Here is a 16,682-nt window from a genome sequence, read left to right on the forward strand (position 1 = left end):
GGGGTTAATCATGGCCGCTGATACAGACTCGCACGCAAACAGACCCGCCCAGCAACCTTACCGAGTGGGCTTCCTGCTGATCGAAAACTTCACCCTGATTGCACTTTCCACCGCTGTTGAGCCCCTCCGCATGGCCAACCAGCTCGCCGGCTCCGAACTCTACTCCTGGAAACTGCTCACGGACGGAGGTGGCTACGCCCGCGCCAGTGATGGCATCACCATGGTGCCAGACGGCTCCATTCAGGAAGAACACAGTTTCGACCTGGTGATTGTGGTGGCCGGCATTGATGTCCCGCACAGTTTTTCACGCACGGAAGTCAGTTGGCTGAAACAGATGGCCCGGCGACATGTCCTGCTGGGGGCTGTTTGTACCGGTCCCTATGTCCTGGCCAGTGCCGGCCTGCTGGACGGCCACTCCTGCAGTGCCCACTGGGAATGCCTGGAAGCCATGCAGGAGGGTTTCCCCCGGGTCCAGACCAACAATCGACTGTTTACCGTCGAGCGGGAACGCATGACATGCACCGGCGGCACTGTACCCATGCACATGATGCTCAGTTTCCTGGCACGGCGCCATGGCAAGGAGCTCAGCAACGCGATTTCCCACATGTTTGTCTGCGATCGGGTACGGGAAGATAGCGAACAGCAGCCCATGCCGATGCATCCCCGACTGGCCTGTGCGCAACCCAAGCTGGCAGAGGCTGCCCAACTGATGGAGGCCAACATCGAGGAACCCATCGAACTGCAGGAACTGGCAACACTGGCGGGCATATCGCGCCGGCAGCTTGAACGGCTGTTCCTCAAGCACATGGGCTGCACTCCCTCACGCTATTACCTTCGGGTACGCCTGAACCGTGCACGCCGGCTGCTGAAGCAGACCTCCTGTTCGATTGTGGAAATTGCCTCCATGTGTGGCTTCATCTCCGCCACCCACTTCAGCCGGTGCTATCGTAAAGTCATGGGGCGGGCTCCGAAACATGAGCGGATGGACGCCGATACCCCAGTAGCGACCGATACTGCCCTGGCAGAGGCCAGTTTTTCATCCCCCTCTCTGCAGGCGCTCAGGCGCGCTCGCACTGAGCCGACCTACGGTACCTTTCTGGGCCGGGGGCATGGCTCGGGTGAGGACACCGGCTCAGGTTAGCCCCACCACCAGGCCATTTTCATCCAGGGCAATGTCCAGGGCCGCAGGGCGCCGCGGCAGGCCCGGCATGGTCATGATGTCGCCGCAAACCGCCACCACAAACCCCGCGCCGGCGGCCAGACGCACCTCCCGCACCGGCAGCATGTGACCAGACGGCGCGCCCTTTATCGACGAATCCGCCGAGAAGCTGTACTGGGTCTTGGCGATACACACTGGCAGATGGCCGAAACCCAGGTTTTCGTACTCCTCCAGCTGCCGCTTGGCCACCGTTGTAAATTCCACACTTCCCGCATGATAGATACGGGTGGCTATAGTACGGATTTTGTCCGCCAGCGGCAGGCTGTCCTCATAGAGGAACTTTACCTCCGGTGTGCCTTCGCCCATCTGGTTGAGCACAGCCTGAGCCAGGTCCGTGGCGCCCTCGCCACCGGTTGCCCAGTGGTCAGCGGGCACGGCCTTTACCCCCAGCTCTTCACTGATTGATTGAACCAGTGCCATCTCCTCCTCGGTGTCGTCCGGGAAACGGTTGATGCACACCACCGGAGTCAGTCCGAACTGCTGAAGGTTGCGGACGTGTCGCTCCAGATTGGCAGCGCCATCCCGCAGCGCAGCCAGGTCGGGAATCGCCAGTTTGCTGTGGGCAACACCGCCTTGCATCTTGAGCGCCCGAATGGTGCAGACAACCACGGCGGCATCAGGGCGCAAACCTGTGTGCCGACACTTGATATCAATGAACTTTTCAGCACCCAGGTCGGCACCAAAGCCAGCCTCGGTCACTACGATGTCGTTCAGGGCCAGCGCCGCACGAGTGGCCGTCACGGAATTACAGCCGTGGGCGATATTGGCAAACGGCCCACCATGGATAAACACCGGATTGTGCTCCAGGCTCTGTACCAGGTTTGGCTGCAGGGCCTCTTTCAGCAGAACGGACAGCGAACCTTCCATGCCCAGATCGCGAACGGTCACCGGGGTCCTGTCGGAACGCCGGCCAACGATGATATTCCCCAATCGCTGTTTCAGGTCCGCACGCCCATCGGCCAGGCACAGGATCGCCATGATCTCGGAAGAGACGGTAATATCGAACCCGGTTTCACGGGGCACGCCATGGGCGGCACCACCAAGGCCGCACACCATATTGCGCAGGGAGCGATCGGTGATGTCCAGAACTCTTCGCCAGCTGACATGGCGCGGGTCCAGGCCGGCTTCATTACCCCAGTGAATGTGGTTGTCGATCAGCGATGCCAACAGGTTGTGGGCACAGGTAATGGCGTGGAAGTCGCCATTGAAGTGCAGGTTGATATCCTCCATCGGAATCACCTGGGCCCGGCCACCGCCGGCGGCCCCGCCCTTCATGCCAAAACAGGGGCCGAGAGAGGGCTCCCGCAGGCAGACGGAAGAGCGCACCCCCAAACGGTTGAAGCCGTCGTTCAATCCCACGCTGGTGGTGGTCTTGCCCTCGCCGGCCGGGGTCGGGGTAATGGCGGTCACGAGCACCAGCTTGCCCCGGGGCGCGGTAGCGGAAGTATCCACATACGCCATATCCAGTTTGGCTTTGTAGTGACCAAAGGGCACCAGACTCTCCCCCGGCAGCCCGAAACGCTGCTGGGCCAGCAGAAGTATGGATAGAGGCTGGACCGAGCGGGCGATCTCGATGTCGGGAGTGCCCGGCGGCGGAAACTCCGCGGGCACCGGTGTTGTAGGTGTCAGTTTACTGTACTGAAGACTCATGGAGCTGGCCTCTCTGGTCCTCAATGGACCCGCTGTGCTCTTTAATCCATTGCGCCGACTGGCGCAGACCGCCGAATGGGAAAAGATGGATGCCCCGCAGCAGGGTATCCGGGTTGTCCAGGCAATACCGGACCAGCGCACGCACCATGTCATCCGGTGTCCAGGCACGCAGCATTTTGGCGCTGCCCGGACGCCGCAACATCAGGCGGGCGGATGCGCCTACCCCACACTGGGCAGCGTAGGCGATGAGGGTTTTCACCCGCGTCGGCCCGGCCATGCCAATGTACACCGGCACCTCTTCCAGGATATTGCCCAGGCTTTGCAGCCAGTCGATCACCACATCAGCGCCAAATGTGAACTGGGTCACCACCCACAGCCGTGTCGAGGTAGTGCGGGCGTATTCGCGCTTGATACGGAGGGCCTGGCTCAGGGTGGCCCGGTCTGCCATGGGGTGCCCATCCGGATGAGCGGCCACACCGATACCGTGAAAGCGGAACTGGGCCAAAAGGCCTGATTCGAGAACGGCGAGAGTATCCGGAAAGGGGCCGGCGACCGCCTCACTGTCGCCGGCAATCAGCAACAGCCGGTCAACCCGGATTTCATCCATTTGTGACAGCCAGTCCCATAGTTGCCCGCTGCTCTCCGCCATTCGGACTGGCACGTGAGGTATCGGCTGCATACCCAGATCCAGGAGATACCGGCAGGCTTCAAGCGTGTCGCTGAACTGGCCCTTTGGAAGGAACGGCACGTAGACGCAAGTACCCGCGGGCAGAAGATCCGGCAGATACTCCGTTGTCAGTATCTGGCGCGGCGTCGCCTCGATAGAGGCCGAGCGCACCAGGGCACGGAACCGTGCTTCGGCCTCCTCATTACCGGGATGAAACGTCTGTTCTCCTCTCACCAGTTTCATAAACCACGCCCCCTTGTTGCCCGTGTGCACCAGCAGGGATCAGGCGGCTGCTATCACCTGCCCTGCCGGTTCTGCTAGTCGGCGAAGTCGATACCCTTCGCCCGGGCTCGCTCACGGGCGTTGGGGTTCACCGATGGCCGGAAGGGCACTTCCACCACCTCCGCCTCAACCTCGGTTGAGCCGTTGGCTGCGGCGTACTCCGCCGGCAGGTGAACCGTCAGGCGTGTACCAATGGCGCGCATGTCAAACGGCACATAGGCCAGCGCGATGTTGGTTTCCAGTTCTGGTGAGTACCAGGGCGAGGTGACATAGCCTTCCGGATCACCGCCATCAGGCCTGCTGATCAACCAGAAATCATTGGCATAGTCGGTCACCTGGCCGCCACCGAAGCGGATACCCACCATGATGTGGCTGAAGGGAGGGCTACCGGCATCGATCTGCTCGCGAACCTTCTCAAGCTTCTGCTTGCCGATGTAGTCCGCCTCCTTGTTGCGCGGTACCTGGTAGGCCAGGGCGCACTGGAATGGCAGGGTTTCCTGGTCCACATCCTGGCCCCAGGAAAGAATGCCTGCGGCAATGCGACGGTGGTGCGCCGGGGCAATCACCCTCAGATTGTGTGGTTCACCGGCGGCAAGCACGGTGTACCAGAGATCCTCAGCGTATTTGGTGGCTTCCTTGAGGTATATCTCGTACCCCTTTTCACCGGTGAAACCGGTCTGGGAAATGACCACGTCATGGCCGGCAACCTGGCCCTCCATCAGCCCGTAGTAGGGAATCTCCTTCACCCCCTCGCCGAACAGATCGACCATAAGTGCCTCAGATTTGGGACCCTGGATCTGGACCGGAGCCACATCGATTTCCGCAATGCTGACATCGAAGCCCATACCAACGTTCACGCCCCGCAGCCAGAACTCCAGGTCGCTGTCGGAGAGGGAAAACCAGAACTCGTCCTCTGCTACCCGCAACAGCACCGGGTCATTGAGAATACCGCCGTCCTCGTTGCACAGGATGACGTACTTGCCGCGCATGGGTTTTATTTTTGTGGCGTCACGGGTGATCACGTAGTTGACGAAGCGCTCCGCATCCGGGCCCTTGACCTGGATCTGGCGCTCAACCGCTACGTTCCACATGGTGACATCGTTTATCAGGGACTCGTATTCCACCATGGCGCCGCCGTCTTCCGGGCGGACATAGCCCCGGGGGTGGTACATGCGGTTGTAGACGGTAGCCCGCCAGCAGCCAGCCTCATAGGCCAGATGCCAGTACGGCGACTTACGGACCCTTGTGGAAATCAGCATTTCCACCGGCGTGGGGCCGGACTGGCGCAGGTTGATGGGAACGCGACGATCAGACTGATCGACGCTTTCAGGCTGGCGCGCAGCACTAGCCCGTTGTCGCGGATAATCCTGAAGTGCGTGTTCGAACTTAACGGCCATTGCTATCTCCCCCTACCGGGTTGTTGATAGCCCTAATGTGATCCTGTTCGGGTTTATCGGGTTGAACCAATACGACACTGGCATAACCAAAAACGGCAGAGGAGAACCTGCAACCAATGCCGGGTAGGTTTTCGCATAGCGGGTGATTATCAGCTAGATTGAGGACAGGCCTTCACCCATATCGACTTCTGCCCGTTTCCGGGTAACGGTCGGCAAAGGCTCTGCCTGGGCGCGGCCCGACAACCTGGAGGGCAATATGCAATTCGAACACCTGGTTCAGGTAAACGACCTGACCGATCAGTCCATCAAGGACATGACGAGAGATGACCTGTGGGAAGGTCTCGTTCTACGGGCCACCTCCCCTCACCATTTCATCATAGGGCTGGGCGAGTACGAGATTGAGTGGCAGGGCAACCACCGCCTGAAGCGCAGCCTCCAGCTACCGGGCCTTGTGGTGGACGATGTGGTCACCCTGGATGAGGGCCAATCCGTGCACTATGAAATTGTACCGACGGAAACGGTACCTGGCGGCAGCCTCACCATGACGATTGAGGAGCCGGAACCCGAGGCCCTGCTGGTCCGATTCAGCTATTGCACCCACTACCCCGAAGGTCTCGGTGATGAACTCCCCTATGACCTTTTCGTCCAACAGGCCTACATAGCCGCCGACATCGATACCATCCAGGTGATCCGCAATCGTGTTGCATCTGCTTAGCCGTTTCGGGCTTATCCCCAGAAAGTGGACCCTAGGCCTGCTCTTCCGGTAAGCGGAAATCCACCTCATCCATCGATTCGGCAATAAAATCCAGAAACGCCCGGACGGCGGGTAACAGTCCACGACGGGATGGAAAAACGGCGTGGAAAATGCCCCCGCGCGGGCGCCAGTCCGGCAAGACACTGACCAGTCTTCCTTCCACCAGGTCCCGCCCCCCGACAAGCAACGGCATTTTGACGATTCCAAGACCTCCAAGCGCTGCCTGTCTTAGGGTAAACACATCATCAGTCACCAGTTTCGGCTGGTGGTGTATCTGCACCGACGCGCCATCGGGGCCGTCCAGGTTCCAGACATGCTGGCCATTCCATTGCTCGAAATCGATGCTCGGCAGCCCCGTCAGGTCATTGGGAGTCGAGGGTTTGGGTAACGACTCAAGAAGGCCTGGCGCTGCCATAAGACACTGCGGACTTTTGGACAGCACTTTCATGGTCAGGCTACTGTCCTCCAGCGGCGGAAAGCGGACTCTGAGGGCGATATCGAAGCCCTCCTTCATCACATCCACCCGTCGACTGGTCGCCTCCATTTCGATCTTGACCTCCGGATACTTCTGCATGAAACGGACAACCAGGGGGGCAATAAGAAAATAGATCAGCCCGGGCGGACAACTCAGGCGAATGGTGCCCTTGGGTTCCGCGAGGGAACGATCGATGACTTCCTGGGCCGCCTCTGCCTGAACAAGCATGGCAACACAGTGACGGTAATACTCCTTACCCAGCTCCGTGACGGTAAATGTCCGGGTAGAACGGTTAAGCAGGCGGGTGTCCAGCCGGTGTTCCAACCTGGCGATCCGGCGGCTGAGCTTGGATTTTGGCAGCCCCAGAGCCCTGCCCGCCGGCGCGAAGCCGCCCATGTCCACCACCTTCACGAAGTAATACAGATCGTTCAAATCCTGCATGTAACGCCGTCCTATAAATGGAACGCAGAGTATAACTTTCGGTGTCTTTCCAGGTCATCCGGCCTGACCTATTGTGAATACATCATCCACTGGTCAGAAAACGGAGGCAATCAATGAAACAGATCCTGACAACCTACAGTCCTCCGGTCGGCCACTGGGTGGGAAACGGGTTCCCCGTGCGCTCGCTGTTCTCCTATAACCGCATGGGCCCGCAGAACCTGTCGCCCTTTCTCCTGCTGGACTATGCCGGCCCAACGGTCTTTCCTCCTACCCGGAGCAAACGGGGAGTTGGCCAACACCCCCATCGGGGCTTCGAAACCGTGACTCTGGTGTATCAAGGTGAGCTTGAGCACCGGGACACGTCGGGCGCGGGCGGGTTGATCGGCGACGGTGATGTCCAGTGGATGACCGCAGGTGCAGGCATCCTTCACGAGGAATTTCACTCCCGGGCCTTCTCCGAGAACGGCGGGCCACTGGAGATGGTTCAGCTCTGGGTAAATCTGCCGGCCACAGCGAAGCGCACGCCGCCTGCCTACCAGACACTGCTGGACAAGGACATTCCGAGGGTCTCCCTGGGCGACGATGTAGGCCAGCTGCGTGTCGTGGCGGGGACTTACCAGGGGCAGCAAGGCCCCGCCCGGACCCATACGCCGGTGAATGTCTGGGATCTGGGGTTACTGCCCGGAGCCAGGCTGTCGCTGTCCGTCCCTGAGGGGCACACCACCCTGCTGGTCGTGCTTAAGGGCACCGTGCAGGTTAACGGCACGGAAGTTCTGCGGGATGCAGAATTCGCGGTGCTGGACCGTAACGGGACGGAGCTGACGATCGATGCCAATAACGATGCCCATGCGCTGTTGCTGACCGGTGAGCCAATCAATGAACCTGTCGTCGGGCATGGCCCTTTCGTCATGAATACACAGGATGAAATCCGGCAGGCTATGGAGGATTTCCAGAACGGGAAGTTCGGTCTGCTACACCGCTAGTGCGCCACGCCGGCACTGGCGATACAAAAGGCCGGACGATCGGCCGACAACCACCCGAGTGAAATGAAGGAGTATGCAATCATGGCTTTTCAATACAAGCGATTGGATAAAGACGATGTCGCGTTGCTGCTGGTCGACCATCAGTCCGGTCTGCTTTCCCTGGTCAGGGATTTCTCCCCGGATGATTTCAAGAACAACGTCCTGGCATTGGCGGACATCGCAAAGTTCTTCGACATTCCCACCATCCTCACCACCAGTTTCGAGGATGGGCCGAATGGACCGATGGTCCCTGAACTCAAGGACGCGTTTCCGGACGCGCCCTACTTCCCTCGCCCCGGCCAGATCAATGCCTGGGATAACGAGGACTTCGTGAATGCCGTCAAGGCAACCGGCAAGAAGCAGCTCCTGATTGCCGGTGTGGTCACCGACGTGTGCGTGGCCTTCCCGACCCTGTCCGCGATTGAGGAAGGTTACGACGTGTTCGTGGTCACCGATGCCTCGGGTACCTTCAATCAGGTGACCCGGGATGCAGCCTGGAACCGTATGCAGGCGGCAGGCGCTCAACTGATGAACTGGTTCAGCGTTGGCTGTGAGCTACACCGTGACTGGCGAAACGATATCGAAGGTTTCGGCGGTATTCTGGCCAACCACCTGCCCCACTACTCCAACCTGATGCAGAGCTACGCTTCGCAGAAAGGCGAGTAAACCCGAGCCATGCTTCCTGCCCACAGGGATGTGAGTAGGGACTGGCTTCACCAGTCACCAGCTCCAGGTAACTATCGATGAGTGATGAAAACACGAATAGTCCCGCTCCGTCCGTGCACTATGACTCAGGCCGGTCCATCATCATTCGCCATACCGTGCGTCAGGGACAAAGGGAACGGTACGAAACCTGGCTAAGGCAGATAATCCAGGCGGCGGCTGAGTTTCCCGGACATCAGGGTGTCCATATTGTCCGACCAACAGAGGGCAATGACACGTTCGAAATATCAGTACGTTTTTCCTCGAAAGACGACGCTGAAACCTGGTTGAACTCGGACATTCGAAGAGAGCTTGTTTCCGACATATCTCCGGCATTGGCCTCGGATGAGCAAGTGGACATCAAAAGCGGCATTGATTTCTGGTTCACACCGCCCTCGTCGTCGGCGAAGCAACCGACGCGATGGAAGCAATGGCTCATCACTACGGCTGTCATCTGGCCACTGACGATGATTGTGCCGGAACTGTACAGGCCGCTTTTCCAAACCGTCCCGGATCTGGCCCTCTGGGGAATCCGTCACGGTATCATCGCCGCAACCGTCGTGGCTCTGGTGGTGTATCTGATCATGCCAAGGGTCGTTCGAATGGTCGCGGGGTGGTTGTTTCGTTAACGCTTCCGGCCCTGAACCACGCATTGTGACCATAGGCACACGCGATGAGTCACAGCTTCATCAGAGGAGGCTGCGGATGCAATGATCGCGGAAACAAGATCATTGGGAGACGGATCTAATCATTCCGGGCTCTGGTATTGACCTTTGCCCGCAATTCAACAAGTTGTTTTACTCATGGATTCAGCTGGCTTTCCGTTGCAGCGCCCAATCACAAAAGGTTTCAACCGGCATGGGTTTGGCAAAGTGGTACCCCTGCAGGCGATGACACCCCAACTTGTGCAGGAGCGATACCGTCTCGGCGTCCTCTACCCCTTCGGCCACGGTTTCCAGATTCAGAGTGCGCGCCAGTTTCAGGGTGTTCTCGACAATCCACAAATCATTGCGACTGGAACACATCTGACTGACAAAGCAGCGGTCAATTTTTAGCTCGTGAATGGGTAGGCGGCTCAGATAAGCCAGAGATGAATAACCCGTACCAAAGTCATCCAGGGCGACCTTGCAGCCCTTATCCGCAATCAACAGCAACGAGCCGATCACGGCGTCCATGTTGTGCATCATGGAGGTTTCGGTTACCTCCAAAATCAGACGGTCCATGGGAATAGCGTGTTCCTTTGCGCCGGCGAGCAAAAAAGCAACGAAGTCACTGTTGATCAGGTTCTGTACCGACAGGTTGATGCTGCAGGTGATGTCCAGTTTTTGCTGCTGCAGTCGTTTAATGGTTTTCCATGACTCCCTGATCACAAAACGTGACAGCAAATCCATCAACCCGGCATTTTCGGCAATCTCGATCAATTCCCATGTCGGGACCGGGCCAAAGCGTGAACTCGTCCAGCGCAGCAATACTTCCGCCCCTACCAGTCGCTGGCCGGACTCATTCATCTGCGGCTGCAGATACAACTCCAGCTCTCCCGCTTCGATGGCGGCAGGCAGGGCACTCAACAAGGCCAATCGGCGGCGTGCAAATGCCGAGATACCCTCGTTATACACCTGCACAGGCACCTTGTCCCGAGCACTGCTATCCCTGGCGGCAGAGGCATGCTGGAAAAGCACTTCAGCTTTGTCACCATGCTCGGCATGAATCGCCACACCGCAGTACAGGTTCATGAACAGGGGCAATCGAACGGAGTTCACCGACACTTCGTGATGCCCCGCCATTTGTTCGACAAAGAGCTCAAGTTCAGTATCCAGCTTTTCGAAATCTATCAGGAAGGCGATTGATCCAAAGTCGGGGATAGCGAGGTAGGCAGGCCCCGTATTCTCCAGACGAATAACCGATCCAGGGCCACCAAGGGCCTGATTGACTTTATGCACCAACTGCAGAAACATCTTCTCGGCCAGACTATGGCCCATACTCGACGCAATCTCCTTCACCTGTGGATAGTGCACCAGGACCAGCGCCACCCGGGTGTTACGGTCAACACTTTCCTGCAAACGCTGTTTGAGGAGCGACGCATTCGGCATCTGGGTCAGCGTATCGTGCATGGCCTGCTCCAGGGCCTTCAGGTGCAGCTTTCTCACCTGTTGTTCCGCTTGCTGCTGCCGACGCAGTGCGGCCATCTTATGGGACCTCTCTTCCTTGATGCGATGTGCCAACGCGAAGGACAACAAAAGCACTTCTGCGGCAGAGCCGGCGGCCATGGCGTGGTTGGTAATGGCGTTCACCGGAAACACATCGAAAACCGTCAGCAGGTATAGAAGCCCTCCTCCGGCAAAAGCCGCCCACGCCAGCACAAAATAACGGGCTATGGCGACACCTGCCAGCAAGCTGGCCACGCCCACGCTGATCAAAACCACCAGCACCAGAGCCCCAAGGAGTCCTGCCAGACGCGTCCCATTCAGGGGATCAAACAGGGTGTAGACGATAAGCACCGACGCCAGGCCGGCCGCCACTTTCATGGTGCCGTCCAGGCGTGGAGAAAAGCCGGGCCACTTCAGGAACTGGCGCGCAAACAACACGGCACACAGAGAAGTAAGTCCGGTTCCAATCGGCAATACATAACGCGTGAGGAGCGGGTCCTGGTACCAGACAAAAGCGCTGCCCACGCCTGAAATACTGAGCATCACAACACTAAGGGCAGCGACATACAGCACATAGTAACCATAGGCCGCATCGCGAATGGACAGAAACAGGACCAGGTTGTAAATCGCCAGCGCAAAAAGTATCCCGAAGTATCCGCCCCAATAGAGGCTATGTGCCATGAAACGATCAAACAGGTAATCTTCACGCCATAGTTCGACCGGGACCTGCAGCGATGTGGATGACGCGGCCCGAAGCACCAGGTCCAGATTTCCGGTGAGCCCTTGCGGAACAGGCAGTCCCACACTGTAGGCAGCCAGGTGCCGGTGGGTCTCGTGCACATCCTGACGGCTGTTTTGGTAGAGCACGGGTAAACGGCCCTCCCGCAAGACAAACAGCTCCACCTCTTCCAGCAACGGATAGGGAATCACCAGATACCACTGCCCACGGGTGGATGCCGGGATTTGAACCGACATTTTTACCCAGACAGGCGCACTCGTGAAGCCCAGGTTCAGCACACCATCATCCGGGTTGGCGGTCCATTCCCCCTGCCCCAGGATGTCCTGCAGGGTCGCGTCGCCACTGTCGTCTACCGAATAGGTTACCTGGTCATTCAGTGAATAATGATCACGGTCACCCCGGATCACCACTTCCGCGTCCAAGGCGGGGGACAAGACCAGGGAAAACGCCAGGAGGATCCAATATGCACGCACTGATTGCTTCATAGTTCATGCCCTGCCCCCCCTACTCATCAAGGGGCCTGATCAGACGGCCAGTGAAGCCCATTTTCTCGGCCTGGAGACAAAACGAGTGAAAGTCACCGCCTTCGAGCTGGGGTTGCCGTAGCAACACCAGGGCCTCCACCAGGCAGCCAGGTATGTCGCGGTTGTTCCACGCCGGCAGGCGCGGCCACATCAGGAACTCGGTATGGGAGAGGACCACTTTTTCTACGGCAATCTCCCTTTCCTGCAAGCTCTCCCGGACCGGCAGGCTGATGCAGGGATGGGTATCGTCTGCGATCAACGAACCGGTAGGCATGTGTTGGTAAAGATCGAGCACCACATCGCCATGGGATGTAAGACCAATATATAGCTTCTGATCGTGCAGCCGGGCTACGTTCGAGGTGCGCAATACCATCCCCTCGCCTACGGGGCTCTCTTCATCCTGTTCATAGCGAGGATCGAACGCGATCACCGTGGAGTACAGGCGGGTAAGGTCGTCGCAGACCGCATTGCCTATACGCCCGGCACCGCCCAGCACCACGATACTGTCCTGTTGGGAATACTGCGGGCGGGACCGCATTTGCCGGGCCACATCCCAGATCATGTAACGTGTGCCAAGACTGCCTTCGACGAGCGGATCTGAAATGTCGATGCCGGCCTTCTTGACGAAGTTGGGTAACCGGCCGACCAGGGCAATGCGCTTCACATGGGGGAAGTCCTGTTGCAGTTCTCCGATATAACGTCGAACTTTGTCGGAGTCGGCCTGCAATTCGTGTTCAAGGGTTTGTGAGGCCACCACTAACCCTCGCGTTTCCTGGTTGCGGATGAAACCCAGCACCAGATTGGGCGGCATACGTTTCGCCATTCTGGGCGTGAAATAGGTTTCGGCATCTCTTTCATTGCCATACACGGCAAACACGAAATGCGGTCGTATGAGAGCAATGATTATCGAACGCAGAAAAGTGTTCGCGGCGAATATGCCAAATCGGCGGCTGCCCCGCCAAAGCCCGCGTTTATTGCGTGCCCATAGTTGCTGCCAGACGGGCGCCTGGTCATAGAGTTCTTTGAGTTCCTGATCCGAGAAGCGTTTTCTGCAGAACTGCAGGCCGATATGAGACTTGCCCATGTGCGCGACCACGGCCGGCAGGGTCATCTGGTGTTTGCCCCGGAATGAAATGTCGATCACTTCGCCTGGGCGAATAAATAAGTGATTGGGCCGTTTTAACCGCAATCCGCTGGAGGATATATCCAGCGTGCTCGTGACGACTGTTTCATCCGCATAACTGAGATCCACCGGAATACGGATCCCAGACCGCATATGCCTGCGATATTCTCCATGCAACTTACTCATGGACAGGTCTCTCCATAGGTGCGTATGACGCGGGCATGTCGTCTTCAGTCTGGACCAATCCTAGGCATGCCGCCATTGGCGTAGCTAAATAGACGCAATAAGGCAGAGACGGGTCTCTATCGGAAAATTCCGGTTGGATTATCCATCTAGCACCGATTCGCACACTTTCATTTTTTCGATGTTAAGGACAACAGAACCGACGTGCGCCATTGCGATATGTGGGGCGGCAAGCGGAGCTTTTTCAACTCATGTCATCCATGGACTTCTTTATCCCGAGAGTGCTATTGGCGGCATCCCGAACCTCCCCAGGAGGGTTTTGCCCGTGTGAATCCACCTCTGGTTTAGCCTCCGAATGGGCCGCTGTGCTGTGGATGCGATGATCGCGGGACCGGGTTCGTTGCGGGACTGATCTAGTAATTGCGGGCTCTGGTATCGACCTTCGCCCGCAATTCACAAAGCAAAGCATGACTTTCCCGAAGGTGCTGGATTCTGTCAGCCACAAGCTCCATCTGCTGGTCCAGAATGTCAGTCAATTCATCGCAGGGTTCAAACTCCCCCCGCGTATCAAGCGCACAGGGAAGAAATTGCTGGATCACGGGCAATGTCATTCCGGATGCCCCCAGCATTTTGATGCGCTCTACCGTGTCCCGATCAGCCGAGCCATAGTCCCGATACCCGCTACTTGTCCTGGCAGGTGTCAGCAATCCCTCGGCTTCGTAATACCGTAGCATGCGGACACTGACACCTGTTTGCTGCGCTAACGCTCCAATCTTCATGAATACCTCTTGACCCTGACACCGCTGTCATAGTTTAGGGTCTTCGTACCGGTTTCACCAGGTCAACTATGAGGAGCACAGAGATGTCGAAGACAACACCATTCAAGACAATGATTGATGGGCGCGAAGCGTTAATGTCAGACCTGCCTCCCCTCGCCTTTTCGGGGTTTGCGCATTTTACCGCTATGCAGGTTCGTAACGGTGCGGTGCGGGGATTGGATCTTCATCTGCAACGCCTGAGTTCGGCGTCGGTAGAAATGTTTGGGCAGGCACATTCCGATGATGACATAAGAGCCTTTCTTCGCTCAGCCGTTGAGGGCGGGCCAACCGACCTATCGCTGACTGCAACCGTTTTCTCACGTCGTGGTGAATTTACTCCGGTAGGTGCATCAAACGATCCAGCAATACTTGTTCGCACTGCGCCGGCCGCCAATGGTCCTGTCGGACCTCTGTGGCTGGATGCTGTTACACATGAGCGCCCTTTACCAACTATCAAGCACGTCGGCGAAGCGACGAAAACCTACTATCTCCGGAAAGCCGTCGAGAAAGGCTTTGATGATGCGGCCTATCTGGACAGACATGGCCACGTCAGCGAAGCAACCATCTGGAATCTGGCTTTCTGGGACGGTCAGACCGTTATATGGCCCCAGGCCGAACTGCTCGATGGGATCACGATGCAGATCGTCAAGCGGCAATTGGAAGCACTTAACATCCCTCAAAGGGGGGAACCTCTGACATTGGAAACGGTTCAGGGGTTATCAGGTGGAGTCGTTATGAACTCCTGGACCCCGGGTGTTCCTGTCAGCGGGATTGGTAAAGTGACATTACCGATTTCAGCCAGATTCAATGACTTGCTTCATCAGGCCTACCAAATGGAGCCCGAGGTACGCATTTGATTCCTGTGGGCTCATGTGTCGTAACGGGCGGCGTAAACCGCCGATATGTTCCTGCTGAACTGGTTTCAGGCGCAGCTGCTAGAGTTGGGCAGTCACACAATCTGGTTTACAGCCTTTACTCCATGGATTTCTTGATCCCAAGAGTGCTATTAGCGGCATCCCGAACCTCCCGATACCGGTCTGCGTTGTGGCTCAATGTCTCGATATCATGCTCGGGAAACATCTCCTTCAGCCTTTCCTGGGCGTGTTCTTTCGAGAATAGGGATGGGAGCATTTGCTCCACGGCGCGTAGCATCACCTCCGGCGAAACCGACGCCCCCGGCGATGCCCCCAGCAGGGTCCCGTAGGTTTTGTCATCGGACACGAGGATTTCCGTGCCCATCTGCAGATCCCCATCCCTGATGATCTGCACGCGCTGCCCGGCGTCCATGACTTTCCAGTTGAACTTGCTGCTCATTCCCGGAGCGAACTCGTCCAACTGCCTGAGCATGCTTTTTTCACCCGTGAATGTCTCTGACACCAGGTACTTGACCAGAGGAAAGTGCTCGAGGGTGACATTGAGCAGCCCGGGAATATCATGCAGGCGCATGGCACGGAGGTAATCGAAGAAACCGCGGCCTTTCTCAAGGACCGGTTTGAACGATGCAAAGGGTCCGAACAGCAGATAATGCTGACCGTCCGACACACGTAGATCCAGGTGGGGTACGGACATGGGCGGAGCACCCACTTTTGCCTTGCCGTAGGTCTTGGCGCGATACTGCGCCGCCTGCTCCGGCGTAATGGCCGCCTTCAGGAAACGACCGCCCACGGGGAATCCGGTGAACCGGCGGCTGAACGGGAGATGGCTCTTTTTCAGGAGCGGAAAAGCGCCCCCGCCCGCACCCACGAACAGGCTATCGGCCTTGTGCCGGGTAGCTTCTCCATTCTTCTCGGCTTCGATCAGCCAGCTTCCGGCCGGGCTGCGATGGACACGTTTTACATGGGTGCCGTACTCTATGCTGACGCCCAGACTTTCGGCGTACGTGGCCAGGTGCCCGGTAAGCTTGCCGAAATTCACATCCGTACCTGTTTCAATGACGGTTGCGGCCATTTTCTCGTGACGTGGCCTGCCTTCCATCAGGAACGGAATCCAGCTCTGGATTTCGTCAAAATCCTCGGAGAAGCGCATCTGCTCGAAGAAATGGTGAGCGGACATTTCATTAAAGCGCAGCTTCAGTTCCTCAATCGACGGTTCGGACACAATGGTGCAGTGCCTGGTCTGATTGATGAATGTCTTTGGATCCTTGATGGCGCCCTGTCTGACCAGATACGCCCAGAACTGCTTGGCAATATTGAACTGGGCATGGATCTTCAGGGCCTTTTCTACCGAAATGACCTCTTCATCCACGGGGGTGTAGTTGAGCTCACAGTTTGCTTCGTGACCCGTGCCGGCATTATTGAAAACCCAGGAATTGCCCGCCCCGGGGCCATCCAGTCTTTCCAGAATGGTGATGTCCAGCTCTGGCGCAAGCTCTTTCGCCAAAGTGGCAAAGGTGGTTCCCATGATACCAGCACCAATGATGATTACTTTCATAATGTTATCTCGGCATTCTCGATTTGGAGTGAAGTGGCAATGTCGTTTCAGAGTTTATTAATGAGGCTGCATGGTGTCACCGCTAGACGATACCAGTCAGCATAAGCAA

At 57.6% G+C, this 16,682-nt stretch carries 14 protein-coding genes; 6 read left to right on the plus strand and 8 right to left on the minus strand.

What is annotated here, in order from left to right; all coding sequences use genetic code 11:
• Positions 1-10: 10 nt before the first annotated feature.
• Positions 11-1,141, plus strand: a complete 1,131-nt coding sequence (gene gbdR / locus ACJO3T_RS12625; RefSeq protein WP_406978682.1) for a choline metabolism transcriptional regulator GbdR — start codon at positions 11-13, stop codon at positions 1,139-1,141.
• On the opposite strand, the gene ACJO3T_RS12630 is transcribed toward gbdR, so the two are convergent.
• The 3 genes from ACJO3T_RS12630 to ACJO3T_RS12640 all read right to left on the minus strand — a co-directional run bounded on the left by ACJO3T_RS12630 (position 1,133) and on the right by ACJO3T_RS12640 (position 5,215).
• Positions 1,133-2,869 (minus strand): formate--tetrahydrofolate ligase, encoded by a 1,737-nt coding sequence (locus ACJO3T_RS12630; RefSeq protein ID WP_406963196.1) that lies wholly within the window; start codon positions 2,867-2,869, stop codon positions 1,133-1,135. The two genes, gbdR and ACJO3T_RS12630, sit on opposite strands and share 9 nt — an antisense overlap.
• A complete protein-coding gene (locus tag ACJO3T_RS12635; RefSeq protein WP_406978683.1) occupies positions 2,850-3,779 on the minus strand; it encodes a methylenetetrahydrofolate reductase in 930 nt (309 codons plus the stop codon). Before ACJO3T_RS12635 ends, ACJO3T_RS12630 begins: the two co-directional genes overlap by 20 nt.
• Before the next feature lie 74 nt (positions 3,780-3,853).
• Complete coding sequence (locus ACJO3T_RS12640; protein WP_406978684.1) at positions 3,854-5,215, minus strand: glycine cleavage T C-terminal barrel domain-containing protein; 1,362 nt, start codon at positions 5,213-5,215, stop codon at positions 3,854-3,856.
• Between the two features lie 256 nt (positions 5,216-5,471).
• Between ACJO3T_RS12640 and ACJO3T_RS12645 the strand changes: the two genes are divergently transcribed.
• Positions 5,472-5,930, plus strand: coding sequence for an SRPBCC family protein (locus ACJO3T_RS12645; RefSeq protein ID WP_406963193.1), 459 nt, complete (start codon positions 5,472-5,474; stop codon positions 5,928-5,930).
• A 31-nt stretch (positions 5,931-5,961) separates the two neighbouring features.
• Here the strand turns inward: ACJO3T_RS12645 and ACJO3T_RS12650 are convergent, their stop codons facing one another.
• Positions 5,962-6,885: a LysR substrate-binding domain-containing protein gene (locus ACJO3T_RS12650; RefSeq protein WP_406978685.1), complete on the minus strand. Its 924-nt coding sequence runs from the start codon at positions 6,883-6,885 to the stop codon at positions 5,962-5,964.
• Between the two features lie 113 nt (positions 6,886-6,998).
• Here ACJO3T_RS12650 and ACJO3T_RS12655 point away from each other — a divergent pair, with 113 nt between their 5' ends.
• The 3 genes from ACJO3T_RS12655 (at position 6,999) to ACJO3T_RS12665 (ending at position 9,238) form a co-directional block, all read left to right on the plus strand.
• Positions 6,999-7,868 carry a pirin family protein gene (locus ACJO3T_RS12655; RefSeq protein ID WP_406978686.1) on the plus strand — a complete coding sequence of 290 codons (870 nt, stop codon included), beginning with the start codon at positions 6,999-7,001 and terminating at the stop codon, positions 7,866-7,868.
• A gap of 81 nt (positions 7,869-7,949) precedes the next feature.
• The gene (gene ycaC, locus ACJO3T_RS12660; protein WP_406963188.1) at positions 7,950-8,573 is read left to right on the plus strand and encodes an isochorismate family cysteine hydrolase YcaC; all 624 of its coding nucleotides are present in this window, start codon (positions 7,950-7,952) and stop codon (positions 8,571-8,573) included.
• 77 nt (positions 8,574-8,650) lie between these two features.
• Entirely contained in the window at positions 8,651-9,238 is a 588-nt protein-coding gene (locus ACJO3T_RS12665; protein ID WP_406978687.1) for an antibiotic biosynthesis monooxygenase, read from the plus strand.
• A gap of 180 nt (positions 9,239-9,418) precedes the next feature.
• On the opposite strand, the gene ACJO3T_RS12670 is transcribed toward ACJO3T_RS12665, so the two are convergent.
• The 3 genes from ACJO3T_RS12670 to ACJO3T_RS12680 all read right to left on the minus strand — a co-directional run bounded on the left by ACJO3T_RS12670 (position 9,419) and on the right by ACJO3T_RS12680 (position 14,104).
• Positions 9,419-11,980, minus strand: a complete 2,562-nt coding sequence (locus ACJO3T_RS12670) for an EAL domain-containing protein (RefSeq protein ID WP_406978688.1) — start codon at positions 11,978-11,980, stop codon at positions 9,419-9,421.
• Positions 11,981-11,999: 19 nt separating this feature from the next.
• On the minus strand, positions 12,000-13,328 hold the full coding sequence (locus ACJO3T_RS12675; protein WP_406963182.1) for a PilZ domain-containing protein: 1,329 nt from the start codon (positions 13,326-13,328) through the stop codon (positions 12,000-12,002).
• A gap of 410 nt (positions 13,329-13,738) precedes the next feature.
• Positions 13,739-14,104 (minus strand): MerR family transcriptional regulator, encoded by a 366-nt coding sequence (locus tag ACJO3T_RS12680; RefSeq protein WP_406963180.1) that lies wholly within the window; start codon positions 14,102-14,104, stop codon positions 13,739-13,741.
• Positions 14,105-14,187: 83 nt separating this feature from the next.
• Here ACJO3T_RS12680 and ACJO3T_RS12685 point away from each other — a divergent pair, with 83 nt between their 5' ends.
• Positions 14,188-15,000 carry an aminotransferase class IV family protein gene (locus ACJO3T_RS12685; protein ID WP_406963178.1) on the plus strand — a complete coding sequence of 271 codons (813 nt, stop codon included), beginning with the start codon at positions 14,188-14,190 and terminating at the stop codon, positions 14,998-15,000.
• 115 nt (positions 15,001-15,115) lie between these two features.
• Here the strand turns inward: ACJO3T_RS12685 and ACJO3T_RS12690 are convergent, their stop codons facing one another.
• A complete protein-coding gene (locus ACJO3T_RS12690; RefSeq protein ID WP_406978689.1) occupies positions 15,116-16,573 on the minus strand; it encodes a malate:quinone oxidoreductase in 1,458 nt (485 codons plus the stop codon).
• Positions 16,574-16,682 lie beyond the last annotated feature (109 nt).

It is taken from the genome of Marinobacter shunpengi (assembly GCF_045449715.1).
GTDB lineage: Bacteria > Pseudomonadota > Gammaproteobacteria > Pseudomonadales > Oleiphilaceae > Marinobacter.